Genomic DNA, 24,865 nt, shown 5'->3' on the forward strand with positions numbered 1-24,865 from the left:
CGCGTGTCACTATCCACACGGGGAAATATCTTTCGCTCACTGGCCGCCGCCGTCAGCCTGACGATAGCCGCGACCGCCGCCACGGTGGTCTCCGCTACCGCGACGCCGGCCGCCGCGGCCGGCACCCAGACCGTCCGCCTCACCACGATCGGCAACACCTCGGCCGTCACCGGCTATCCGACCGGCTGGCCCGACGCCGACTCGGTCTTCCTGGGCAGCGCCTACGAGGGCTTCACCGCCCGCTCGTTCCTGACCTGGGACGCCTCCGCCGTGCAGAACAAGCGGATCGAGTCGGCCACCGCGCACTTCCACAACCCTTACTCGACGTCCTGCGACCCGACGCCGTGGGAGGTCTGGACGACCGGGCCGATCACGTCCGCCACCTCCTGGGACGTGCAGCCCGCATGGCGTGAGCTGGAGGCCGTCTCCACCGAGACCAGCTGCGCCGACACCGCGGTGACCGCCGACGTCACCAGTTTCGTGCGGCGCGCCGCCGCGGCGAAGGCGGTCCAGCCGACGATGGGCCTGCGCGCCACCGACGAGGCGGACTACACCGCCTACAAGCAGTTCTGGTCGCGTAAGTACACCGACCCGGCGAAGGTGCCCTACATCGAGGTCGTCTACAGCACCGGTGTCGCGGTCACCGAACCGCACATCGACGAGGGCTCGTCCTGCGTCACCGGCGCGAACCGGCCCGTGGTCGACACCACCACCCCGGCACTGAACATCCTGGTCGACGACCCGGCCGTGACCCAGGTGCGCGCCGACTTCGAGCTGACCGCTCTGAACGGCACGGTCCTGCACACCGCGGCCTCCGCGAGCCAGGCGTCCGGGACGCTCGTGTCGGCGAAGGTGCCGGCCGGCAAGCTGGCGAACGGCGGGACCTACCGCTGGCGTACCCGTGGCGTCTCCGCCGGCAGCGCCGGCGCCTGGACCACCTGGTGTGAGTTCACCGTCGACAGCAGCCTGGACATCATCGGTGCCGACGACGTCAACGAGACGGTCCCGGAGGAGTTGCGCGACGCGCTCGGTACCTACGACCAGCTGGCGGAGGCCAACCCGGACGAGTTCGGGTACCCGGACGTGACCGGTGACGCCATCGTCGTCGACGTGGTGACCGACGAGGCGGCCGACAAGGCCCAGGCACTGGCGGACGGCACCCTGCAGGCCCAGCCGAGCACCGACCCGGACGCCAACAAGGCCGAGGAGGCCGCGATCGAGGGCCAGGACAACGTGGCCGGCGTGGACATGGCGATCAACGACGTCACGCTGAGCCGTACCGAGATCGATGAACTGCGCGACGAGGTGCAGGCCGCCGTGGTGAGCACCCCCGCGCTGGTTGCCGCGGACGTCTGGAAGACCGAGGTGGACCGTGACGGCGGGCGGATCGCGGTCACCATGAGCGACGTGACGGTCCCGGCCGCGCAGGCGCTGGAGCAGCGGTTCGGTGACCGGGTGGTGCTGATCGACGAGAAGAACCAGCTGCCCGTCGACCAGGCGAGCCGGCTCGCCGACGTCCCGCTGTGGCGCGGCGGCGCGCGGATCAAGATCAAGAGGCCAAACGGTACGGTCAACGGCTGCTCCTCCGCGTTCGCCTGGAACATCACGTCGACCGCGCCGGGCATGCTGACGGCCGCACACTGCGCACCCGACGGCGGCACGATGCTGAGCTGGCGCGAGCAGACGATGGGCAGCATTCCGAGCGGATCCCGGGAGAACTACGGATCCAACGGTACGGTCTACCTGCCCAACCAGAAGGTGTACCGAGGTGACATGGCGCTGGCCAACGCGTCCGCCGGCATTCAGGGTCGGATCTTCCGGGGCCCGGTGAGCACGACCGCGACCGCCCGGGTCAAGGCGATGTGGAGCCGCCGGGCGCAGAAGGGCGACCAGTACTGCGTCGGCGGGTCGTACTTCGGTGAGATCTGCGGCTGGACGGTGGGTGCGACAAGCATCGACGTCTACTCCAGCGGCAAGTGGAAGCGCAACGTCGTGATGAGCCGGCTCAAGACCGGCAAGTGCACCGGCCCCGGCGACTCCGGCGGGCCCGTCTACACCGTCAACTCCGACGGCAGCGTCACCGCCAAGGGCATCTTCAACGGCACCCACGGCGGCGGCAGTGACTCGTACGGTGGCGAGTTCGATCCCTGCTCCAACTACTTCACCGACATCTGGGACGCCTACTACGGCTTCCCGGGAACGCTGAAGACGTCATGAGGACCGCCGCGGCGGCCCTGGTCCTGGCACTCACCCTGGCCGGTTGCAGCATCTACCGCACGTCGGCGGACCTGGTCGGCTTCCGGCCCGGCCCGGGCGCGAACGAGATCACCGTGATCTACGCGCAGCGCCCGGCCGATGCGGCGGGCGAGCTGGAGATCCTGTCGCAGGACGCCGAACAGGTACGCGTCAAGGTGCTGTACCGGGCCGCCGGCGGCGCACAGGACGACGTCGCGGTGGAGCGGGAGGCGGTCGGCGAACTGGACGCACCGCTGGGGATGCGCACGGTCGTCGACGACGACGGCGAGATCGTCCGCGTGGTCCAGTAGAGGTGGTGAGACGGTGGCCGCACCCGGCAACGGCGCGGCCACCGTCGTACCCGGGAATGGTCTGTACAGTGGTCGATGTCAGCGATGAGGGGAGGTGAGCCCGGTGAACACCCCATGTCACGTCTGGGCGCTCCACCCGGCCATCCCTGTCCGCTGATCTCGCGTCGGGGAGCGCCCTCCTAACCGGAGGAACCATGACCTTCTCCCCGTTCCGTATCCACGTATCCGACGAGGTACTCGACGATCTGCGGGCCCGATTGGCCCGCACTCGCTTCCCGGACCGCAGCGGCGATCAGCCGTGGCAGGCCGGCGCGGACCCCGATTACCTGCGGCAGCTGGTGTCGTACTGGGTCGACGGGTTCGACTGGCGGGCTCGCGAGGCCGAACTCAACGCATTGCCGCATTACCAGGCCCCGGTCGATGGGCGGCGCATGCACTTCCTTCGCGTGCCCGGTACGCGTCCGGCCGGCGCACCGGCCGGGCTGCCGCTGATTCTGAGCCACGGCTGGCCCAGCAGCTTCGTGGAGATGCTGCCGCTGGTCGATCGCCTGACCAACCCCGCGAAGTACGGGAACGACCCCGCCGACGCGTTCGACGTGGTGGTTCCCTCGCTGCCGGGATTCCTGTACTCGGAGCTGCCGGAGGGCCCGCTCACCCGGGCTTCGATGGCGCAGACGCTGCACCGGTTGATGACCGACGTCCTGGGCTACCGACGTTACGGCGCCTTCGGTGGCGATGTCGGTGGCGTGGTCACCGGGTGGCTGGGCGCCCTGTACCCCGAGCAGGTAGCCGGCATTCACATGATCCACCCACCGTTCCCGGCCAGCTTCGACTCCCGTCCCTTGTCTCCCGCCGAGCAGGCGTTTCTCGATGCCGAAGCGGCGTACGACGTGACCGATGGCGGTTACAGCGCCATCATGGGGACCCGGCCGGACACCATCGCCGCGGCATTGAACGACTCTCCGGCCGGGCTGGCCGCCTGGCTCGTCGACAAGTACCGGGACTGGAGTGACAACCACGGGGACCTAGAAAGCCGTTTCGACCGGGACACCCTGCTCACGATCATCACCCTGTACTGGACCAGTGGCGCCATCGGCTCGTCGTTCCGGCAGTACTTCGACTTCCATCACAACAGCCCACGACCCGACATCACCGTTCCCGCCGCGTTCACGGTGAGCACCGAACCCTCCCAGGCCAATTTCCCCCGCGAGATCGCCGAACGCGCCTGCACCGACATCCGGCACTGGAGCGAACCAGGAAAGGGCGGGCACTTCATGCCGCTGGAGGAACCGGACCTGCTTGCCGCCGAGATGACGCAGTTCTTCACGACGCTTCGCCGGTAATGATCAGCAGCGGGAGCCGGGCCGCACCGGGCCGGTTCCCGCTCAGCCGAGGTCTGGTTGAATCGGCGGGCTGGGCGGTGTCGGACCGGCCGGGGAGAGTAGGTCACGGTGAGTACGCTCGACGCGGTCAGGCAACTGATCCGCCAAGGCTATCGAGCCCGTCCCGAAGATCTCGCCGGCATGGCCATGCAGGCGGCGCCCCTGCTCGGCGTCACCGCGATGGTCATCTACGTCGTCGACCATCGGCAACGCGAACTGCTGCCGTTGCCCGGCGACCAGGCCCCGACCAGTAAGCCCATGCTGATCGACGGCACCCTTGCCGGCCGCGCGTACGGGACCCTGATGCCTGTCCCCGGTCCGCCGGATGCCGCCGGGCAGGTGTTGTGGGTGCCGCTGCTCGACGGCAGCGAGCGGATGGGCGTTCTGCAGATCATCGCCGACCGGTCCCTGACCGAGCAGGCCGTCGCCGACTGCGCCACGATCGCCGCTCTTTTCGGGGAACTCGTCGTCACCTGCGATCTCTACAGCGACACGATCGAGCGGCGGCGGCGCCGCGAACCCATGCGACTGGCAGCCGAGATGCTCCGCGCCCAGCTGCCCCCGCTGACCTTCGCCACCAGCCGTACCGTGATCGCCGGCATCCTCGAACCCTGCTACGACGTCGGTGGCGACGCCTTCGATTACGCGGTGAACGGCGACACCGCCCACCTCGCCCTGTTCGACGCGGTGGGGCACGGCTCCGCGGGTGGCATGCGCGCCGTCATTCTCGCCTCGATCGTCATCGCCGCCTACCGCAACGGCCGGCGCGCCGGCATGGACCTGGCGGCCACCTACCACCACCTCGACAATGCCGTCCGGGAGCACGATCGCACCGGCATGATCACCGCGGTGATGGCCGAACTCGACCAGAACACCGGAGTCCTGCGGGTCATCTCCGCCGGCCATCCCGGCGGCATCGTGCTGCGCCGTGGCCGGTTGGTCACTGTTCTGCCCACCCCCACCGCCCTGCCGGTCACCCTCGGTGACCGGCGGCCACCGGTGATCATCGAGGAGGCCCTCGAACCCGGCGATCAGGTGCTGCTCTACACCGACGGCATCACCGAGGCCCGTGACTACGACGGCAACCCGTTCGGCGTCGAGCGGCTCATCGACTTCACCCAGCGAGCCCTCGCCGACCAGCTTCCCGCCCCGGAAACGGTCCGCCGGCTTGTGCACGCCATCCTCGAACACCAGGACGACTGCCTCCAGGACGACGCCACCGTCCTTCTCCTGCAATGGAACGGTGCACCCGCCGAGGATGAAACGCAGCCGGCCCGGGCGTGAGCTGCGATCTCACGCCCGGGCCGTGCTCGGGGAGGACCGGGATCAGGGGAGGTTGATCGGGCGCAGGACGCGGTCGATGCCGTGGCCGATCTGGCGGTTGCCCTTGTTGATGTCGAAGCGGTTGATCCGCGGGTTACGGTCGGAACGGTCGGCGTCGATCAGGGCGATGCGCTTGTGCCAGCGCGGGCCGTACACATCGACCTTGATCTTGGATCCGGCCGCGGTGGCCAGCTTCGCGTTGTCGGACTTGAGGGCCGCTTTCTTGGTGATCGTGGCGCCCGGGACGACGTGGTACAGCAGCACGGACTCGACGGTGTCGATGCCCAGGCCGGCGACGGCGGTGAACGCCTTCTTCTCGCCCGGCAGCCGCTTGGTCTTGGTGATGTCCTTCACGAGCAGCTGGAAGGCGCGGTCGTTGGGCAGGAACGCGGTGAGCTTGACCTTGCCGTCGGCGAGCACGCCGACCTTGCTGCCCGGCTTCGCCTTCAGCACGGCAGTCACGGCGGCGGCCAGGATGTCGTAGTCGTGACCGTTGTGGTCGAAGCCGCTCTTGTCCGCGGTCAGGACCGCGGCGAGAGACTTGGTCTTGAGCGGCTTCTTGCCGGTGGCCTGCGCGGGGGCGGCGCTGAGCGCGGCGGCGACGATCGCGGCGGTGGCGACCGCGGCGGCCTGCTTGCCGAGACGGGTGAACCTCATCTTCGAGCCTCTTTCCGATCGGTACGGGTGGTGGCTCCGACAGCCACCACTCGTACTTCGCTCGGGCCCCCTCGGATGGATGCAGTCAATTCGTGAGAGTTGTGACTGCAACATTTCTGCAAACGAAAAACATTGACCAGCTCCGATGGGCGATTTTATGGTCGGCCCAAGGTTTCGCGGATGTTACACAGCCCGGCGGGCGCATTTCCCGCCGCATTTCCTGATCACTGTTTCCGCCGCGCTCAGGGCAGCGCGGTGGCGATGCCGCGCACCCGTTCCCCCTCCCGGTCCCTTCTGCGTGATCCGAGGTCCCGACATGAGAAGAGTTCGATGGTTCACCGCCGGTTTCGCGGTGGTCGCGCCGGCCGTGCTGCTCACCGCGGTGCTCAGCGCTCCGGCACGCGCCGAGGCGCTGTTCGGCGACACGTTCGACGACGGCAACGCCGACGGATGGAGCCGCAACGGCGGCACCTGGTCGGTCGTCACCGACGGCACCCCCGCGTATCGCCAGTCCAGCACCAGCGCGAACGCGCGGGCCCTGGCCGGTGCCACCTCCTGGACCGATTACACCGTGCAGGCGCGGGTCAAACCGCTCGCCTTCGGCGCTGCCGACCGCACCGCCGGGGTGGCCGCGCGGGCCCAGTCCACCAGCCAGTACTACACCCTCGTGCTGACCGGCGGCGGCACCGCCCAGTTGCAGCGGGTCTCCGGCGGCACCGCGGCCGTGCTCGCCACCGCCGTGGTGGGCGGCGGCACCGGTACGTGGCGCACGCTCGCCCTGCGCGCCCAGGGCAGCACGCTGACCGGCTATGTCGACGGAACCCAGGTCGCCCAGGCCACGGACAGCAGTTTCGCCGGTGGCCGGATCGGCCTCGTCACGTCGTACGCAAGCGCGGTTTTTGATGATGTGACGGTGACCAACGACGGACCCGGGCCGGGGCCGTCGCCGAGTTCGCCCGCGCCCAGCTCGCCCCCGCCTCCCGGAGGCTGTGCGGTGAGCGGCGCGGCAAGTGGTTTCGCCGCGGTCAACGCGTGGGGCCAGAACGGCACGACCGGTGGCGCCGGCGGCCCGGTGGTGCAGGTCGACACGGCCGCTGAGCTGCTCTCCTCGATCGCGGCGGCAGGCCCGCTGACCATCTGCGTGGCCGGCACCATCACGCTGCCGGCCGGCATGTACGACGTGACGAGCGACAAGTCGATCGTCGGCGTCGGCGCAACCGCCGGGATCAGCGGTGGCGGCTTCAACATCGGCCTGCCGGTGTCGGCGGTGACCACGCCGCCGGCCGACGCGGTGCACAACGTGATCATCCAGAATCTGTCGTTCCGTGGCGCCAGCGACGACTCGATAAACGTGCAGATGTTCTCGCACCACATCTGGATCGACCACAACGATCTGGCACAGGGGTATGACGGGCTGATCGACGTGAAGCGTGGCTCGTCCTATGTCACGGTGTCCTGGAACCACACCCACCACCACACCAAGAACATGCTGCTCGGTCACGACGACGGCAACGGCGCTCAGGACACCGGCCGGCTCAAGGTCAGTTATCACCACAACTGGTTCGACGCGACGCCGCAGCGCAACCCGCGGGTCCGGTTCGGCGAGCCGGTGCACGTCTACAACAACTACTACTTCTACAACACCGACACCGGCGTGGCCTGCCAGAACACCGCCGGGTGCATGGTCGAGGGCAACTACTTCGAGAACGTCGAGGAGCCGGTCACCAATACGTACGCCGGACCGGCCGGACGCTGCGTGGCCCGCAACAACGTCTTCGTGGGGGAGTCCGGAGCGCCGGACTGCAGCGGAACCGTGCAGGAGCCGTCGGTGTACTACTCCTACACCCTCGACGACCCGAACGCGGTGAAGTCCATCGTCACCGCGGGCGCGGGCGTGGGGAGGCTCTGATGTACGGATTGCTCGCCGCCCTGCTGATGGCGCCCGTGCTCGTCGCGCCGGCTGCGGCTTCCGCTGCGGACGGATTCGCCACCGGGACCACCGGGGGAGCAGGTGGCCCCACGGTCACCGTCGACACCACCGATGAGCTGCTCGACGCGATCGACACCGTCGGCGCGATGGTCATCCAGGTCTCCGGCACCATCGCCATCACCAGCAAACAGGGGGTCCGGCCGAACAAGACGATCGTCGGGGCCGGCGCGAACGCCACGATCACCGGCGGCGGGTTCGACTTCTACCGTTCGTCCAACGTGATCGTACGGAACCTGACCTTCGTCGGCGCCGAGGACGACGCGGTGAACGTCGGCCAGCAGTCGCACCACATCTGGATCGACCACAACACGTTCCGCAGCCCGGTCGACGGGTCGATCGACATCGTGCGGGGCGCCGACTACGTCACGGTGTCGTGGAACCACTTCGCCGGCACCGACAAGAGCATGCTGATCGGCCACTCCGACGGCGCGGCCTCCAGCGACATCGGCCATCTGAAGGTCAGCATTCACCACAACTGGTTCGACGGTTCCCGGCAGCGTCACCCGCGGGTGCGCTTCGGCGAGCCGGTGCACGTCTACAACAACCTCTTCGAGGGCAACGAGCTCTACGCGGTGGCATCCACCATGAACGCCGGTGTGGTGGTGGAGGGGAACAGCTTCACGAACGTCCCGTACCCCTGCTTCTCCACCAGCGGGTACGCCGACAGCGGGCCGGGCCGTCTGGTGCAGCGCGGCAACCAGTTCAGCGGGTCCGGCGTCTGCGAGGCGGGCGGCAGTGTGGCCGAGCCGTCGCAGTACTACGCGTACACCCTGGATCCGGTGGCCTCGGTGCCGGCGGCAGTGCGGTCCGGGGCCGGCGCCGGCCGGATCTGAGGTTTCACCCGCCGGGCCGAGACCACCGGCGGTGCCTAGATCGTGTACTGGTTCTCCGGGCGCGGGAGGCCGAGGTGCTCGCGGAACGTCGTGCCGGTGTAGCCCTCGCGGAACAGGCCCCGCGCGCGGAGGATCGGCACGACGGTCTCGGCGAACACGTTGATGCCGGTCGGCAGCGACGGCGGCATCACGTTGAAGCCGTCGGCGGCGCCGCCGGTGAACCAGTGCTGGATGTGGTCGGCGACCTGCTCGGGGGTGCCGGCCAGCACCTTGTGCCCGCGAGCTCCGGCGAGTTTGTGCAGGAGCTCGCGCAGGGTGGGCTTCTCACGGCGGACGATGTCGGCGTACACCTGGGTGCGGCTCTTGAGGTTGTCCGTCACGTCGCCCGCGCCGGCGAAGGCCTCCTCGGGTACGCGCTCGTCGAGGTCGAGGTGGTCGAGGTCGACGTAGGCGAAGTCCTTGAGCTGGATGAGCCCGAACGCGGGCACGGTCAGCTCGTTCAGCTCGGCCTGCAGGCGCAGCGCCTCCTCCTCGGTGCCGCCGATCACGGGGCTCAGACCGGGCAGGATCTTGATGTGGCCGGGGTTGCGGCCGCGTCCGGCGGCCTGGCTTTTGATGTCGGCGTAGAAGGCCCGGGCGTCGTCGATGTGTTGCTGGGCGGTGAAGATGGCCTCGGCGTACTTGGCGGCGAAGGCCCGGCCGTGGTTCGACGAACCGGCCTGGACCAGCACCGGGTATCCCTGCGGCGGACGCGGTGTGGTGAGTGCTCCCTGGACGCGCACGTGCCGGGAGTTCACGCCCGGATGATGGATACGCGAGGGATCGAGGTACCGGCCGGCCGCGCGGTCAAGGCGGATCGCGTCGTCCTGCCAGCTGTCCCAGAGCTTGAGTACGGCGTCGACGTACGCGTCGGCGCGTTCGTACCGGGTCGCCGCGTCCGGGTTCCCGTCGAGACCGAAGTTGCGGGCCGCGGCGGGGGAGTCGGTGGTGACGATGTTCCAGCCGGCCCGGCCGCGGGAGAGGTGGTCGAGGCTCGCGAGGGATCGGGCCAGCTGCCAGGGATGGGAGTACGTGGTGGACGCGGTGCCGATCAGCCCGATCCGCTCCGTGGCCCCGGCGATGATCGCCAGGGTCACGAGCGGATCGAGCCGTCCCGCCGAGTTGAACTCGATGTTGTCGTCGAGCTTGGGGATGTCGGCGAGGAAGACCGCGTCGAAGGCGGCAGCCTCGGCCGTGCGCGCCAGTTCGGTGTAGAACCCGGGGTCGAACATCCGCTCCGGCGTGGAACCGGGATGCCGCCAGGCGGCCTCGTGGTGGCCCGAGGCGAGGATGAACAGGTTCAGGTGAAGTTGGCGCGTCACGGCTTCCGCTCAGAAGTAGGTGTTGTCGGGCAGGGTCGCGCCGTTGACCAGCAGGTCACCGATGGCGCGATTCTTGAAGCGCACCGGATTGTGCGAGACGACAGTGCGGATGTTGCGCCAGTGCCGGTCCAGGTTGGCCGAGCGCTTGACCGCCGACGCCCCGCCGACCTCGAAGAGCGCCGTGGCGGCAAGCAGCCCGAGGTCGTGCAGGACCACCTGGGCCTGTGAGGCCCGCAGCGCGGCCTCGTGCACCGCCTCGTCCCTGAGGAGGACCGGGCTGCCGGGGATGCGGGCCAGCACGTCGGCCGTTTCCAGGACGACGGCGGTGGCCGCCGAGGACAGCGCCGAGATCTCGCCGACGACCTGCTGCAGCACCGGGTCGTCCTTCGGCAGGTCGGCCGAGCCGTGCGTGAAACTGCGCCGGCGCGAGCGGATCAGGGCGATGGCGTCGTCCAGCACCGACCGCACGTTCCCGGCCACCACCGCGTTCAGGTAGTGCTGGTAGAACGGCCCGAGGTGCCACCGCGGGATCGAGCTGAGATCCTCCGGCGGGAGTGTCACGTCCTCGGCCGATACCCGTACCCTCGCAAAACGGGTGGTCCCGGTCGCGGTGAGCGACTGACCGAAGCCGTCCCAGTCGTCCTCGACCGTGAGGCCCTCGGCGCCGAGCGTGAGCAGGGCCTGGACCGGGATGCCGGTGTCGGTGACGCCGGTGACGAAGGTGTGGTCGGCGTACAGGGTGCCGGTGGAGTAGTACTTGGTGCCCTCGACGACGTAATCGTCGCCGTCCGGTGTGAACGTCGTCGACTTGCCGAAGTCGCCGGCGTGTTTGGCGCCCAGTTCGTTGTTGCCGTTGCCGAACAGCTCACCGGCGGCCACCCGCGCGATCCAGCGTTCCCGGCGCGGGGAGGCGGGCCAGGTCAGGATGTCCTCGACCGTACCGAAGTGGGCTCTCAGCAGGTGACCGATGTTGGAGTCGGCGTGGCTCAGGCGCACCACCAGGTCGAACAGGTCGCGCACGCCGGCGCCGCTGCCGCCCTCGGCGACCGGCACCCGGTACGCCCCGAGCCGGGCCTGCTTGATCCAGGCGATCTGCTCGAAGGGTGCGATGCCCTCGGCGTCGCGGTAGGCCGCCCCCTCGGCGATGCGGGCGATCAGAGCGTCGAAGGTCATCGGCCGCTCGCCTGAGAACGGGCGAGCAGCGAAACCACGGCGTCGGCCAGCTTCTGCGGCTCCTCCTCCTGCACGAAGTGCACGGCGGCGCCACCGGCGTGCACCTCGATGTCCGCGACGTTCTCCCGGATCCAGGCCTCGATGGCCGGCGTGAGCAGGAAGCCGGGCTCATAGGTCAACAACGTCTTGGGTACGCCCGACGAGGTCCGCAGCCACTCCTCGTTGCGTGCCAGGAACTCGACGCTCGAGGCGGGTACGCCGTCGATCGGCAGGTTGCGCGGGAAGCGGATGAGGTGGGCACGCGACTCGGGCGTCGGGAACGGCGCCTGGTAGACGGCCAGGTCCTCGGCCGCGAGCGGCTTCAGGAAGGCGCCCGGGAAGACCTGGGTGAGGAAGCCGTTGTCCTCGACCACGAACTTCTCGCCGTCGCCCGGCGTCCGGATGAGTTTCTGGGCACCGACGAAGGCCTCGGGCAGCGCCGATGACTCGATGTCGCGGATGACCGGCTCGGCCAGCAGCACCGCGCGTACCCGCTCGGGGTGGCGGGCGGCCCAGGAGATGCCGAAGGCCGCGCCGTAATCCTGCAGCACGAGGGTCACGTCGCGCAGGTCGAGCGCTGCGAACCAGGCGTCGAGGTACCGCTCGTGGTCGGCCAGCTCGTAGGCGATGTCCGGGCGGCCGGAGTCGCCGAAGCCGATCAGGTCGGGTGCCAGCAGGCGGCCGTGGCCTTCGAGGAGCGGGAAGACGTGGCGGTACAGGTAGGAGCTCGTCGGGCTTCCGTGCAGGAAGACGATGGGCGAACCCGACCCCTGCTCGACGTGGTGCAGGTGCGAGTCGAGGACGGCGACGTCGACGTTTTTCGCGCCGGGGCCGAAAGCTGCTGCGGGGATGGTGGTCACGAAGTGCTCCTGGCTCAGAAGTAGGTGTTGTCGGGCAGGTCGGAACCGTTGATCACGTGGTCGCCGATGACCCGCGCCTTGATCCGGGTGGAGTTGTGCGAGGCGAGCGTGCGGATGTTGCGCCAGTGCCGGTCGAGGTTGGCGCCCGCGCGGGTGGCGGAGGCGCCGCCGACCTCGAACAGCTCGGTCGCGGCGTCGAGAGCCAGCCGCTCGACCGAGATCTTGGCCTCGGCCACCCGGCGACCGGCCTCCTGCGCGGCGACCCCGTCGAGATCACCGGCGTGCAGCCGGGCGTCGACGTCGTCGAGCAGCGACGCCGCGTCGAGCACGATCGCTCGGGCCGCGTACGCCTTGCTCGCGATGTCGCCGGCCTGCTGCAGCAGGACCGGGTCGTGGCGCGGCAGCTCGGTGGTGCCGTGGGTGATGCCCCGGCTGCGTCCGCGCAGCAGGGCCTGCGCGTCGTTGCTCGCCGCCTCGAGGTTGCCCACGATCACCGCGGTGAGCCAGAGCTGCAGGAACGCGCCGATCGCCAGGCGCGGTGGTGGCTCGGACCCGGCGACGACGACCTCGTCCAGGGTGGCCGGGGTGTTCTCGAAGTGGGTGGTGCCGCTGCCGCTGGCGCGCTGGCCGAAGCCGTCCCAGTCGTCGACGACCGTGATGCCGGGACGGTCGAGCGGGATCAGCGCGCTGGCCGGGACGCCTGCGTCCGTGACGCCCCACACCCAGACCCGGTCGGCGTACAGGGTGCCGGTCGAATAGAACTTGGTGCCGGTGATCGTCCACCCGTCCGGACCCTGGACGAAAACGGTCGACAGTCCGGCGAAGTCACCCGCGGCCGCGCCGCTGGGCTCGGTGATCGCGTTGCCGATGACGCTGCCGCCGGTGACGGCCTCGAATCCGCCCGGGGAGAACCGCAGTCCCTCGACGTAGGCGAAGTGCGCCCGCAGGGCCTGGGCCACGTTGGAGTCGGCTCGGGCCACGTCGATCAGCGCCTCGAAGACCTGCCGCAGGCTCGCGTCCGCCCCACCGTGATCGCGCGGCACCCGCAGCGTCAGGAAGCCGGTGCCGCGCAGGCGGTCGACCACGTCGTGCGGCCGCCCGGCCGCGGACTCACGCTCGGCGGAGCCTGCCTCCAGATCGCTCAGCACGTCAGCCAGATCGGTCTGCTGAGTCACGTCACGTCCTTCCATGCGGTCATTTGCAATGTGCAAATGAAAGCTACCAGCATTTCCTACAAGTTCAATAGGTTAGATGGGTTGGATTTCCGGTAGGCCCCCTCGATCGGGCACGATGAGCGGCATGGGAACCTCGCCGTCGGCCGACTCCGAGCTCGCCCGCATCCAGGAGTCCATCGCCTGGCTCATCCGGCTCGGCGAGTTCCACCGCTTCCACCGTGGCGAGGCCGGCGGCGGGCCGATGCTCGACCGCACGGCCTTCCTGCTGCTGTCCCGCCTGGCCGGCGGCACCCCGCTCACCATGGGCGAGATCGCCGAACAGCTCGACATCACGCCGTCCACCGCCACCCGCCGCGTCGCCCCGCTCGCCGACGCCGGGCTGGTGCGCCGCGACCGCCACCCCGACGAGCACCGCACCGTGCACATCACCATCACCGACGCCGGACGTACCCGGGTGGAGGCCGTGCGCCAGGCCCGCGTCGAGACCCTGCGTCAGACCTTCCGCGACTGGTCACCGCAGGAACTGAGCACCCTCGCGGCCACCATCGACCGGCTCACCCAGACCCTCGCCGTGGAGCTCACCCAGGACGACGACTTCGCGGGACGTCACCTGCGCCAGAGCTGAGGCTCACGGTGGTGCCACCGCTCATGCGTGCGGGGGACCCGGGTGATCCGTGGTTCAGTGCCGGAAACTGCCGACGATCGAGGTGAGGTCGCCGGCAAGCCGGCTCAGATCGGTCGCGGCCTGCTGCGTGGTCGCCGCGCCGTCAGCGGTGGCGGCCGCGACGTCGGCAACGGCGGCCACGGTACGCGCGACATCGCTGCTGTTACCGGCCGCATCCGTCACCGACCGGCTCATCTCGGCCGTCGTCGCGGTCTGCTGCTCGACGGCGGACGCGATTGTCGTGGTGTAGTCGCTGATCTGCACGATGACCGTGCTGATCTCCTCGATCGACGCCGTGGCGGACGCGCTCGAATGCTGGATCGCGTCGATGCGGCTGGTGATCTGCTCGGTGGCCTGCGCGGTCTGCTGCGACAGCTCCTTGACCTCGCCGGCGACGACGGCGAAGCCTTTACCCAGTTCACCGGCGCGGGCCGCTTCGATGGTGGCGTTGAGTGCCAGCAGATTCGTCTGCTCGGCGATCGTGGTGATCAGCTCGACCACCTCGCCGATCTCGGCGCTGGCGACACCGAGGTCGGCGACCTGCCCGCTGGTGCGCTGCGCGACGGCCATCGCCTTCTGCGCCACCTGCGCGGCGAAGCCGGCGTTCGCCGCGATCTCGGTGATCGAGACGCTCATCTGCTCGGCTCCGGCCGCGATGGCCTGAACACCGGTGTTCACGTCCTGGGTCGCCCGGGTCGCCGTGCCGGCACGGTCCGCGACGTCGCCGGCGCTGGACTGCAACTGGGCGCTGACCGCCGACAACTGCTCGGCCGCGGCGGCGAGGCTGACCGCGGTCTGCGCCATCCGCCCGCCGATGATCTCGCGCAGCCGGGCCGTCGTGGCGTTCAGCGCGGCGCCGATCTGACCGGTTTCGTCACGGGAACGCACATCCGCCGTCACGGTGAGATCGCCGTCCTCGACGCGGCGCAGAACCCCCACGACGTGTACGAGAGGTCTGCTGACCGAGCGCGCCACCAAAGCGCCGACACCGACGGCCAGCACGGCGAAGACCAGGATGACCATCAGGGTGTTACGGCCGTCGCGATAGGTCGCCTCTGCCTCGGTGGCGCTGGCCGTGGCCTGGGCCGTCTCGATCTCGCTGAGTTCGTTCAGCACCTCGCCGACCTGGTCGAAGGCGGGGTCGAACCGCTCGGACTCCACCGCTGCGGCCCGGGCCGTGTCGTTCGCCCGGCTCAGCGGCAGCAGTTCGTCGTCCATCACGGTGAACATCGCGTCGAGCGCGGTACGGAACCGCGACCGGGCATCCTCCTCCTGCGCCGAGCCCGTGTCGGCCGTGTACTCGGCCCATCGCTCGCCGAGCTCGTCCCGGAAGCCGGTGATCTCCTGTTCCCGCTCGTCCTCCTCCGCCGCGTCGCTGGAGACGACATGCCGCAGGACGGTCGCCCGGATCTCGTTGACGTCGCCGTCGACCTTCCCGAGGGTGTCGATCGGCAGCAGGTTGCGTTCGTAGATGCCGCCGCCGCTCTCGTCGACGGCCCGCAACTCGAGCATCCCGACGGCGCCCGCTGCCACCGCGGCGCCGGCCGCGAGGATCACCGCGCACAGCACCTTGCCCAGCACCGACAGGTTCGCCCACCAGCGGCGAGGGCCGGACATCCCGGCTCCGGCATCGAACGTCACCCTGCCAGCAAATATCATCGGCGGCAGCGCGGTGACCGAACCCGGCGATCCGGCCGCTGGAAGCTCAGGCCGTCGGCGCCGGCCGTCCGTCGGAGGCGGTCAGATACTCCAGCACGAGGTCACCGATCATGGCCTGGTAATGGTCCCGGCGGGCGGGGTCGAGCATGTCCCGCTTGAAGATCGCGTTGAACGTGTACCGATTGGCGGTCCGGAAGACGCAGAACGCGCTGATCATCATGTGCACGTCGATCGGGTCGGCGTCGCGGCGGAACTGGCCGGCCGCGCGACCGCGGTCGAGGATCCGGGTCAGCGTGTCCAGCGCGGGATTGGCGAGGCCGGCCAGGATCTCGGACCGGACGATGTGCCGGGCGTAGTGAATGTTCTCGATGCTGACCAGCCGGATGAAGTCCGGGTGCGACTCGTGGTGGTCGAAGGTGAGAGCGGTGAGCCGCCGGATCGCCTCAGCCGGGTCGAGATGTTCCACGTCGACCTGTCGTTCCAGGGCGCGGATCCCGGTGTACGCCAGCTCGAGGACCGCGATGTACAGGTTCTCCTTGCCGCCGAAGTAGTAGTAGATCATCCGCTTGGTGGTGCGGGTCTTCGCCGCGATCTCGTCGACGCGGGCGCCGGCGAAGCCCTTGTCGGCGAACTCGCGTGTCGCGACAGCCAGAATCTCGGATCGTGTCCGCTCCGGGTCGCGAGCGGCGGGTGCCGCCGCCGGCGATTCCGGCGTCTGGGTCGCCACATGGCCCTCCTTCGATCGAAGATCCACCTTAGTCGCGGGTTCGCGGGCCTTCCTCCTCCGCCACTCGGAGCGTATAACTAACTAACTAGTACATACATTGTTGTCAGTATCAATGGTTGTTACACAGCCCCTGGCAACGAATACCTTCCGTCGTCCCATCGGCGCATCGCTGAGCTCGTCCCTGAAGCCGGGCACAGCTATCGAGGAAGGCAGTGCACCATGCTCATCGCCGATCATGATGCTGCTCAGAGCCCGCCCGCCGCCCCGTCCACCGGCCCACGCCTGACGATCGCCACCGCCTGTCTGTCCGGGGCCCTGGAGGACAAACTCGCGGCCGCCGCCGCAGCCGGTTTCGATGGGATCGAGATCTTCGAGAGCGACCTTGTCGCGTCGGCCTGGTCACCGGCGAGAGTCCGGCAGGAATGCGCGCGCCGGGGCCTGGCCATCGACCTCTACCAGCCGTTCCGCGATTTCGAGGCGGTCGCCCCCGATACCTTCCGGGCCAACATGCGCCGTGCGGAACACAAGCTCGCCGTCGTGGAGGAACTCGGCGCCGGCACTCTGCTGGTCGCGTCGTCCGAGTCCGCCGACGCCGTCGACGACGACGAACTGGCCGCCGACCAGCTACGGGAGCTGGCCGAGCGTGCGGCGGCCAGAGGGCTGCGGATCGCGTACGAGCCACTGGCCTGGGGCCGGTTCGTGAACACCTACGCCCACGCGTGGCGGATCGTGCGGCGCGCCGACCACCCCGCTCTCGGCCTGTGCCTGGACAGCTTCCATGTCCTGTCCCGCGGCGAGGACACGGCGGGAATCCGGGTGGTGCCCGGCTCGAAGGTGTTCCACCTGCAGCTGGCCGACGCACCCCGATCGACGATGGACGTGGGGGAGCGGAGCCGGCACCACCGGCTCTTCCCCGGCCTGGGTTCGTTCGACCTGACCGGGTTCGTGGGTCAGGTGCTGGCCACCGGCTATGACGGTCCGTTCTCGCTCGAAGTGTTCAACGACGTCTACCGCCAGGCTGATCCCCGGCATGCCGCCATCGACGGGATGCGTTCGCTGCTGGCCTTGCAGGAGTCGGTGAGCCTCGGCGGCCCACCCGCGGCGCGCCGGCGGCTGCGATCACCCGGCCTGCCGGCGGTGCCGCGTCTGGGCGGTCACATGTTCACCGAGCTGGCGGTCGACGAGGGGTCCGGTTCGACCGTCGCCAGGACCCTGACCGCTCTCGGCTTCGCCCAGATCGGGCTGCACCGCTCGAAGCCGGTGCAGTTGTGGCAGCAGGGCGATGCCCGGATCCTGCTCAACTTCGCGTCGCAGCGGACGGTCCCGCCCGGCACCGCGGCGATCTGCGCTCTCGGGGTGGAGAGCAGCGACCCCGCAAGCTCTGCCCAACGCGCCGACCGGCTCCTCGCTCCGGTGCTGCCGCGGGTGCGCCGGCCGGGCGAAGCGGACCTGAGCTCGGTGGCTGCGCCGGACGGGATGGCGGTTTTCTTCTGCCGCCCCGGCGCGGACGGCAGCAGCTGGCTCGCCGACTTCGAGCCCACCGGCGCCCAGACCCGCACCGACGGTCTGGTGACCGGAACCGACCACATCGCCCTCACCGAGCCGATCGACGACTTCGACCAGGTCGCGCTCTTCTACCGTACGGTTCTGGGCCTGCAGGCCGGCCAGACGACGGAGCTCGTCGCACCCTTCGGCCTGCTGCGTAGCCGGTCGGCCACCGACACCGACCATCGGGTCCGGATCACGCTCAACACGGCGCCGCTGCGACGCGGCTCCTGGGCGCCGGTCGTACCGAGCCCGCAGCACATCGCCTTCGCCAGCGACGACGTGATCGCCGCGGCCAGGGCCATGCGCGAACTGGGCGCGCCGGTGCTGCGCATCCCGCAGAACTATTACGACGACCTCGACGCCCGGCTCGCCCCGCAGCCCGCGTTGCTCGCCACGCTGCGCGAGCACTCGATCCTCCACGACAGCGACGAGAACGGGGAATACCTGCACTTCTACACCGAGATGCTGGGCTCGCGGCTCTTCTTCGAGGTGGTGCAGCGCATCGGCGACTACGCCGGTTACGGCGCTGCGAGCAGCGCACCGGTGCGGATGGCCGCGCACCGCCAGCGTCGCCTGCGGCGACTCAGAGACACCCCACAGCGAGGGTACGGTCGTGAGCACGACTATTCACTGGCCCACCTGACGGCGTTGAGCCTGTCGCCACCGGAGCTGGTCGAGGCCGCCGCGGACGGGGGATACCGGTACGTCGGCCTGCGCCTGACCCGGGTGACGCCGATCGAACCGCACTATCCGCTGGCCACCGATCCCGCGCTGATGCGCACGACGAAGGTGCGCCTGGCGGCCACCGGGGTCGAGGTGCTCGACATCGAACTGGCCAGGATCGGCCCCGACGAGGACCCGCGCGATTTCCAGCGGGTCCTGGAGGCCGGAGCGGAACTCGGCGCGCGTCACGTCATCGCCCAGCTGCCCGATCCGGACCGCAACCGCAAGATCGATCGGTACGCCCAGCTGTGCCAGATGGCCCACCCGCTCGGGCTCACCGTGGATCTGGAGTTCCCGTCGTGGACCGAGACGCCGGATCTCACCGAAGCGATCCGGGTCCTGCGGGCGGCCGAGCAACCGAACGCGGGCATCCTGATCGACCTGCTGCATTTCGCCCGGTCCGGCTCCAGCGTGGCTGACCTGCGGGAGTTGCCGGCCGAGTGGTTCCATTTCGCTCACGTCTGCGACGCGCCGCCGGGAACGCCGCCCACCAGGGAGGAGCTCATCCACACCGCCCGGTTCGAACGGCTCTATCCGGGGGACGGGGGCATCGACCTCGACGGGATTCTGGCAGCCCTGCCGTCCGGTATCCCGTACGCCCTGGAGATCCCGCGCGCGCAGCTGGTGGCGCAGATCGGGGCCAAGGAGCACGCCCGCCTGGCGGTCGCCGCCGCGCGCCGCCGCCTCGACGGTGTGCCGGCGAGCAGGAAGCCGGCCGATGCGGCATGACCGGGCCGGCCGAGATGCGCCGCCCGGGCGGACCCCGTCAGACGCCGTCGGTGAAGGTCGGCAGAATCCACGGCGGCATCGGGCCCTTGTTGCGGCGGCCCTGGCCGGTCTCCTCCCAGGCGTGGGCGAGGATGCCGACGCTGCGGCTCAGGACGAACAGTCCCCGGGCCAGCGGCGGCGGGAATCCCAGTTCGGCGTAGACGACGGCGGTGCAGCCGTCGATGTTGATCGGCACCGGCCGGGCGCGGCCGTCGGCGAGAACCCGTTCGATCGCGTGGGCGGCGTGCAGGTAGGAACCGTCGACGACGCCGCCCGCGACGGCGTGTTCCACCTGGCCGAGCAGCGGATCCCGGCGAGGGTCGACGGAGTGGAACCGGTGCCCGAAGCCTGGCAGGTATTTCGAGCGGGCCCGCCAGGCGGCGACTGTCGTCTCCGCCGCGATGGCGAGGTCGGTGCCCTCCTGGTGCAGCCGTCGCACGTCGCCCAGCAGGGCCATGCATTGTTCGCCGGCGCCTCCGTGCACGTCGCCCAGCAGGTTGACGCCGGTCGCCACGGCGTTGTTGAGGCCGATGCCGCAGGTCGCCGCCATCCGGGCCACGGCGATGGACGGCGCGTGCGGCCCGTGGTCCACCGAGGAGACCAGGGCTGCCTCCAGCAGCCGCTCCTGGCCCGGTGTGGCGGTCTCGCCGCGGAGCATGAGCCAGATGATCCCGGCGAAGCTGATCGAGCCGATCAGGTCCTGGACGGGGTGTCCGCGCAGTTCGATGCGGTTGGGCTCGATCCGGGAGACGCTTGTCGACCACCAGTCGGACACGTCCCGGACGGTCGGTTCGGGCCGGTCCTGGTTCATGGTGCGATCACCTCGTCCGTGGTGGTCTTGAATTCGCCGTTGTGCTCACCGAGCAGTGGTGGCGGCGCCTGCGGGCGCAGGGCCTCACCGTTGACCAGCACCCCGTTGCCGGTGACCCGCAACCTCCGCTCAGGGTCGCCCGGGAAGTCCAGGTCGGTGAAGAAGCCGCGGGCCGTCAGCTGGTCGAGCTCCAGAGCCTGCGGGACGGTGAGGATGCGGGCCGCGGGCACACCGGCCGTCGACAGGGCGCGTTCCCACTCGATGGCCGGGCGGCCGCGCAGCGCCGTGTTGATCTCGTCGTTGAGCGCGGCCCGGTGTTGTTTGCGGGCCTCACGGTCGGCGAACCGCTCGTCGGTGAGCAGGTCCGGGCGCTCGATGATCCGGCAGAGGGTGGCGAACTGTTCCTGCCTGTTGGCGGCGATGTTGAGCGGTCCGTCCGCGGCGTGGAAGGTGCCGGAGGGTGCGGCGGTGGCGTTCTGGTCGCCCATCGGTTCCGGGGGGACGCCGCTGACGAGGAAGTTCGACGCGGCCCAGCCCATCGCGGACAGGGACGTCTCCAGCATGGAGACGTCCAGGCGCACACCTTTACCGGTCCTCTCTCGTCCGGTCAGCGCCGCGGCGATCGTCATGGCGGCGACCAGCCCACCGATGGTGTCGGAGACCGGGAAACCGACCCGTAGCGGGGCGGTCTCCGGTGTGCCGGTGACGCTCATCATCCCGGACAGGCCCTGGATGATCTGGTCGTACGCGGGCGCCTCGCGCATCGGCCCGGTCTGCCCGAACCCGGAGATCGCGCAGTACACCAGGCGCGGGTTGATCCGGTGCAGCACTTCCCAGCTGTATCCGATCCGGCTCAGGACACCGGCCCGGAAGTTCTCCAGCAGGACGTCGGCGCCGCTGAGCAGTGTCTCGAAGGTCGCGCGGTCGGTGGGGTCCTTGAGGTCGAGTTCGACGGATTTCTTTCCCGCGTTCTGTGCGAGGAAGGAGGCGCCGATCGCCGCGGAGTTCAATCCCGGTTCCGGACCCAGCCTGCGGGCGAGATCGCCGTCGCCGGGCCGCTCTATCTTGACGACCTCCGCGCCGAGAAGCATCAGGTGGTAGCTGCAGTACGGGCCGGCCAGAACATTGGTCAGGTCCAGCACCCGGACGCCGTGCAGCGGTCGATCCTCATCCATAAGACGTGCCCCTCGGTCGTCATCGGGCGAGAGCCCGGCATGGCGGTCAGGCGGCGGATCAGTGCGGCTTTCACTTCCCCGGAACAACCGCGGACCACCCATTGCCAGAGGACTCCGCGGCCCGTACGTTACACCTAGTCCACAGAGTGGTCCATATGGACTGCCAAGCGGTTCGCGCGAAGGAGTGGCGATGACTGACAGCCCTGGCCATGCCGTCCCGGAGGACGCGCCGACCACGGTCGGATGCCTGATCGCCGGCGAGTGGGTGAGCGACGGAGAAGGGGCCGACCGCGTCGGGCCTTGGACCCGCGCCGTCGTCAGCACCGCCCGGCAGGCCACCGACCACGACGTCGAGGTTTCCCTCGGTTATGCGCGTCGTAGCGCCAAGGCGATCGCCCGGATGTCACCCGCGGCGCGGGCCGACGTGCTGGAACGCGCCGCCACCGAAGCCCTCGCCCGGCGCGACGAATTGGCCCGGCTGCTCGCGCTGGAGCTCGGCAAACCCGTCAAGGACGGCCGCGGCGAGATCGATCGGGTCGCCGACACCTTCGCGGTCTCCGCCGCCGAGGCCCGCCGCATCGGCGGGGAGGTCCTGCCGGTGGCAGGCTGGGCCCGCGGAGTGGGCAACACCGCGCTGACCCACCGCGCACCGGTCGGTGTCGCTCTCGCGATCACCCCGTTCAACGCGCCGGCCAACCTGCTCGCCCACAAGCTGGCCGCCTCGTTCGCGGCCGGCAACACGACGATCGTGAAACCGCCGCCGCAAGCCCCGGCGTCGTCCGTGGCGGTGGTGCGACTGCTGCTCGACTCCGGCATGCCGCCCGAGGCGGTCCAGGTGCTGCACGGCGGCGGTCCGGTCGGTGCGGCACTGAGTTCCGCGCCCGAGGTCGGCGTCATCAGCTTCACCGGCAGCCCCGGGACGGGTGCCGCGGTGGCTCGATCGGCCGGAGCCAAACGCCTGGTCATGGAGCTCGGCGGCAACGCCGCGACGATCGTCTGCGAGGACGCCGACATCACGGCGGCCGCCCGCATCTGCGCTGCCACCGGGTACAGCAACTCCGGGCAGAGCTGCATCTCCGTGCAGCGCGTCTATGTCCACCGGAGCCGATACCAGGAGTTCCTCGACGCGTTCACCCTCGCGGTCGAGAAGCTCACGATCGGGGACCCCCTCGACACCGCCACGGACGTCGGCTCGATGGTCGACGACGACGCTGCCGAACGCGTCGTCTCCTGGGCGCACGAGGCGGTCGCCGCGGGCGCGACCATCACGACCGGTGGCCGCCGCGACGGCGCCACCGTGATCCCGACAGTCGTCGCGTCCCCGCCACCGGACGCCCGCCTGATCCGCGACGAGGTGTTCGGCGCCGCCGTCGCGGTCCGGCCGTTCGACGACTTCGACGAGGTGCTGGCCACCTGTAACGACAGCCGCTACGGCCTGCAGGCCGGACTGTTCACCCACGACGTGCGGCGCATCGTCACCGCGTGGCGTGAACTCGAGGTGGGCGGGCTCATCGTGAACGGCTCCTCGAACTACCGGCTCGACCACGTCCCGTTCGGCGGGGTCAAGGACTCCGGGTTCGGCCGCGAGTCCCCGCGCTGGATGATCGACGATTACACCGTCGTCAAGACCTTGATGCTGCGCGGCATCTCCCTCTTCGGCGACCAGGAGGACGCCCGATGACCCTCGCATCGGATGAGAAGACGGTGACCGCCGCCGAGGCGATGGTCAACCAGCTCGAGGCGTACGGCGTCGAATACATCTTCGGCACCTGCGGGCACACCAACATCGCCCTGCTGGACGCGATCGGGCGCAGCAGCATCCGGTTCGTCATCGCACGCCACGAGCAGGCCGCCGCGCACGCCGCCGACGGGTACGCCCGGGCCAGCGGCCGCACCGGCGTGGTGCTCATGCATGTCGGTCCCGGCCTGACCAACGGCGTCACCGGGGTCCTCACCGCAGCGCTCGACTCGGTCCCGCTGGTGGCGATCGCCGGCGACATCCCGTCCTACTACCACGGCCGGCATCCGCACCAGGAGGTGAACCTGCACGCCGACGCCGACCAGACCGCCATCTACCGGCCCTTCGTCAAACGCGCCTGGCAGGTCCACCGCGCCGCCGACCTGGCCCGGTTCACCGAACGCGCCTTCTGGACCGCGGCGTCCGGACGGCCGGGCGCGGTGCTGCTCAGCGTGCCGATGGACCACTTCTCCCGTCCCGTGCCGGCCGGGACCGGCAGCGCCCACCCACTGGCCGTACCGCAACGCCCGGGCCTGCCCGCCGACGTCGCGGACCGCATCGCCGACACGCTGCTCGCCGCCGGAAAACCCCTCGTCTACCTCGGCGGCGGACTGCGCCGCGGGCCCGGCCTCGACGCGTTGCGCTCCCTGATCGAGCATCTCGACATCCCGGTGGTGCACTCGCTGATGGCCAAGGGGACCCTGCCCGACAGCCACCCGTTGCTGCTCGGCATGCCGGGCTTCTGGGGCCTGGAGATCACCAACGAATACACCCGCGACGCCGACGTCGTCCTCGCCCTGGCCACGCGCTTCGCGGAGACCGACGCCAGCTCCTGGGACTCCCGCTACACCTGGAAGTTCCCGCCCGGCAAGCTGATCCAGATCGACATCGACCCCGCCGAGATCGGCCGCAACTACCCGGTCGACATCGGCGCGGTCGCCGACGTCACCCACGCGGTCCAGGCGATCGACACCGCCGTCCGCGCCCGCCACCCGCAATCCCGGCGCCAGGCGCAGTTGCGCGAGACCATCACCGCGACCCGCCGCACCCTGTTCACGGACAGCCGCGAACGCGGCACCAGCGACAACTTCCCGCTGCGCCCGGAACGCATCCTCACCGATCTGCGGGCGATCCTGCCCGCCGACGCGGTCCTGGTCACCGACGTGGGCTGGAACAAGAACGGGGTCGCCCAGTGCTACGAACTGCCGGACGAGGGGCGGTTCATCACGCCGGGTGGTGCCTCGACGATGGGCTTCGGACCGGCGGCGGCGGTCGGTGTCCAGATCGCCCGACCCGGCCGTACCGTGGTCGCCCTGATCGGTGACGGTGGGATGAGCGCCCAGCTCCCGGCCCTGCCGATGGCCGTCGAACAAGGCGCCCCGGTCATCTTCGTCGTGATGAACAACGGTTCCCACGGCACCATCAGCGACCTGCAGGCCGCCAACTTCGGACAGAGCTTCGGCTGCGACTTCACCGGTCCGGACGGCAAGCCGTACAGCCCGGACTTCGCGGCGCTCGGGCGTGCGTGCGGCGCCGACGGCTACTCCCTGACCAGTGCAGGGGACTTCGGCGACGCGTTACGTGCGGCCCTCGCCGCCCGCCGGCCGGCGGTCATCGACGTACCGATGGTCAACGAACCGGTGCCGACGCCGGGGCACTGGAACATCAAGGACATCTACCAGGGCATCTTCGAGTGAGTCCGCCCTAGAAGGT

19 protein-coding genes are annotated in these 24,865 nt (G+C 69.8%); 10 read left to right on the forward strand and 9 right to left on the reverse strand.

The window, feature by feature from the left end; translation table 11 throughout:
- Positions 1 to 3 precede the first annotated feature (3 nt).
- The 4 genes from B0I29_RS40925 to B0I29_RS40940 all read left to right on the forward strand — a co-directional run bounded on the left by B0I29_RS40925 (position 4) and on the right by B0I29_RS40940 (position 5,212).
- The gene (locus B0I29_RS40925) at positions 4 to 2,217 is read left to right on the forward strand and encodes a DNRLRE domain-containing protein (RefSeq protein WP_146617058.1); all 2,214 of its coding nucleotides are present in this window, start codon (positions 4 to 6) and stop codon (positions 2,215 to 2,217) included.
- Complete coding sequence (locus B0I29_RS40930; RefSeq protein WP_111654569.1) at positions 2,214 to 2,546, forward strand: hypothetical protein; 333 nt, start codon at positions 2,214 to 2,216, stop codon at positions 2,544 to 2,546. Before B0I29_RS40925 ends, B0I29_RS40930 begins: the two co-directional genes overlap by 4 nt.
- 194 nt (positions 2,547 to 2,740) lie before the next feature.
- Entirely contained in the window at positions 2,741 to 3,889 is a 1,149-nt protein-coding gene (locus B0I29_RS40935) for an epoxide hydrolase family protein (protein ID WP_111654570.1), read from the forward strand.
- A gap of 108 nt (positions 3,890 to 3,997) precedes the next feature.
- Positions 3,998 to 5,212, forward strand: coding sequence for a PP2C family protein-serine/threonine phosphatase (locus B0I29_RS40940; protein ID WP_111654571.1), 1,215 nt, complete (start codon positions 3,998 to 4,000; stop codon positions 5,210 to 5,212).
- 42 nt (positions 5,213 to 5,254) lie between these two features.
- Here B0I29_RS40940 and B0I29_RS40945 read toward each other — a convergent pair whose 3' ends face one another.
- The gene (locus tag B0I29_RS40945) at positions 5,255 to 5,908 is read right to left on the reverse strand and encodes a fasciclin domain-containing protein (protein WP_111654572.1); all 654 of its coding nucleotides are present in this window, start codon (positions 5,906 to 5,908) and stop codon (positions 5,255 to 5,257) included.
- A gap of 316 nt (positions 5,909 to 6,224) precedes the next feature.
- Between B0I29_RS40945 and B0I29_RS40950 the strand changes: the two genes are divergently transcribed.
- Positions 6,225 to 7,817, forward strand: a complete 1,593-nt coding sequence (locus B0I29_RS40950) for a pectate lyase family protein (protein ID WP_111654573.1) — start codon at positions 6,225 to 6,227, stop codon at positions 7,815 to 7,817.
- Positions 7,817 to 8,731, forward strand: a complete 915-nt coding sequence (locus B0I29_RS40955; RefSeq protein WP_111654574.1) for a pectate lyase family protein — start codon at positions 7,817 to 7,819, stop codon at positions 8,729 to 8,731. The genes B0I29_RS40950 and B0I29_RS40955 overlap by 1 nt, the downstream gene beginning before the upstream one ends.
- 35 nt (positions 8,732 to 8,766) lie before the next feature.
- Here B0I29_RS40955 and B0I29_RS40960 read toward each other — a convergent pair whose 3' ends face one another.
- From B0I29_RS40960 to B0I29_RS40975, 4 genes are read right to left on the reverse strand one after another with little or no spacing between them, the layout of a single operon-like run.
- Entirely contained in the window at positions 8,767 to 10,092 is a 1,326-nt protein-coding gene (locus B0I29_RS40960) for an LLM class flavin-dependent oxidoreductase (protein WP_111654575.1), read from the reverse strand.
- 9 nt (positions 10,093 to 10,101) lie between these two features.
- Positions 10,102 to 11,265 (reverse strand): acyl-CoA dehydrogenase family protein, encoded by a 1,164-nt coding sequence (locus B0I29_RS40965; RefSeq protein WP_111654576.1) that lies wholly within the window; start codon positions 11,263 to 11,265, stop codon positions 10,102 to 10,104.
- Positions 11,262 to 12,164, reverse strand: a complete 903-nt coding sequence (locus B0I29_RS40970) for a haloalkane dehalogenase (RefSeq protein ID WP_111654577.1) — start codon at positions 12,162 to 12,164, stop codon at positions 11,262 to 11,264. The genes B0I29_RS40965 and B0I29_RS40970 overlap by 4 nt, the downstream gene beginning before the upstream one ends.
- A 14-nt stretch (positions 12,165 to 12,178) precedes the next feature.
- Positions 12,179 to 13,339: an acyl-CoA dehydrogenase family protein gene (locus B0I29_RS40975; protein WP_146617059.1), complete on the reverse strand. Its 1,161-nt coding sequence runs from the start codon at positions 13,337 to 13,339 to the stop codon at positions 12,179 to 12,181.
- Positions 13,340 to 13,463: 124 nt separating this feature from the next.
- On the opposite strand from B0I29_RS40975, the gene B0I29_RS40980 reads away from it, so the two are divergent.
- Complete coding sequence (locus B0I29_RS40980) at positions 13,464 to 13,964, forward strand: MarR family winged helix-turn-helix transcriptional regulator (protein ID WP_181558235.1); 501 nt, start codon at positions 13,464 to 13,466, stop codon at positions 13,962 to 13,964.
- 54 nt (positions 13,965 to 14,018) lie between these two features.
- Here the strand turns inward: B0I29_RS40980 and B0I29_RS40985 are convergent, their stop codons facing one another.
- A complete protein-coding gene (locus B0I29_RS40985; protein WP_245973156.1) occupies positions 14,019 to 15,644 on the reverse strand; it encodes a methyl-accepting chemotaxis protein in 1,626 nt (541 codons plus the stop codon).
- Between the two features lie 64 nt (positions 15,645 to 15,708).
- A complete protein-coding gene (locus B0I29_RS40990; protein ID WP_111654580.1) occupies positions 15,709 to 16,389 on the reverse strand; it encodes a TetR/AcrR family transcriptional regulator in 681 nt (226 codons plus the stop codon).
- 219 nt (positions 16,390 to 16,608) lie between these two features.
- Here B0I29_RS40990 and B0I29_RS40995 point away from each other — a divergent pair, with 219 nt between their 5' ends.
- Complete coding sequence (locus B0I29_RS40995) at positions 16,609 to 19,389, forward strand: TIM barrel protein (RefSeq protein WP_181558236.1); 2,781 nt, start codon at positions 16,609 to 16,611, stop codon at positions 19,387 to 19,389.
- 37 nt (positions 19,390 to 19,426) lie between these two features.
- Here B0I29_RS40995 and B0I29_RS41000 read toward each other — a convergent pair whose 3' ends face one another.
- Positions 19,427 to 20,239: a citryl-CoA lyase gene (locus B0I29_RS41000; protein WP_111654581.1), complete on the reverse strand. Its 813-nt coding sequence runs from the start codon at positions 20,237 to 20,239 to the stop codon at positions 19,427 to 19,429.
- Entirely contained in the window at positions 20,236 to 21,414 is a 1,179-nt protein-coding gene (locus B0I29_RS41005; protein WP_111654582.1) for a CaiB/BaiF CoA transferase family protein, read from the reverse strand. Before B0I29_RS41005 ends, B0I29_RS41000 begins: the two co-directional genes overlap by 4 nt.
- A 190-nt stretch (positions 21,415 to 21,604) precedes the next feature.
- Here B0I29_RS41005 and B0I29_RS41010 point away from each other — a divergent pair, with 190 nt between their 5' ends.
- Together B0I29_RS41010 and B0I29_RS41015 are read left to right on the forward strand one after the other, a co-directional pair.
- Complete coding sequence (locus B0I29_RS41010) at positions 21,605 to 23,095, forward strand: aldehyde dehydrogenase family protein (RefSeq protein WP_111654583.1); 1,491 nt, start codon at positions 21,605 to 21,607, stop codon at positions 23,093 to 23,095.
- On the forward strand, positions 23,092 to 24,849 hold the full coding sequence (locus B0I29_RS41015; RefSeq protein WP_111654584.1) for a thiamine pyrophosphate-binding protein: 1,758 nt from the start codon (positions 23,092 to 23,094) through the stop codon (positions 24,847 to 24,849). The genes B0I29_RS41010 and B0I29_RS41015 overlap by 4 nt, the downstream gene beginning before the upstream one ends.
- The last annotated feature ends 16 nt before the right edge of the window (positions 24,850 to 24,865 follow it).

Source organism: Actinoplanes lutulentus (assembly GCF_003259845.1).
GTDB lineage: Bacteria > Actinomycetota > Actinomycetes > Mycobacteriales > Micromonosporaceae > Actinoplanes > Actinoplanes lutulentus.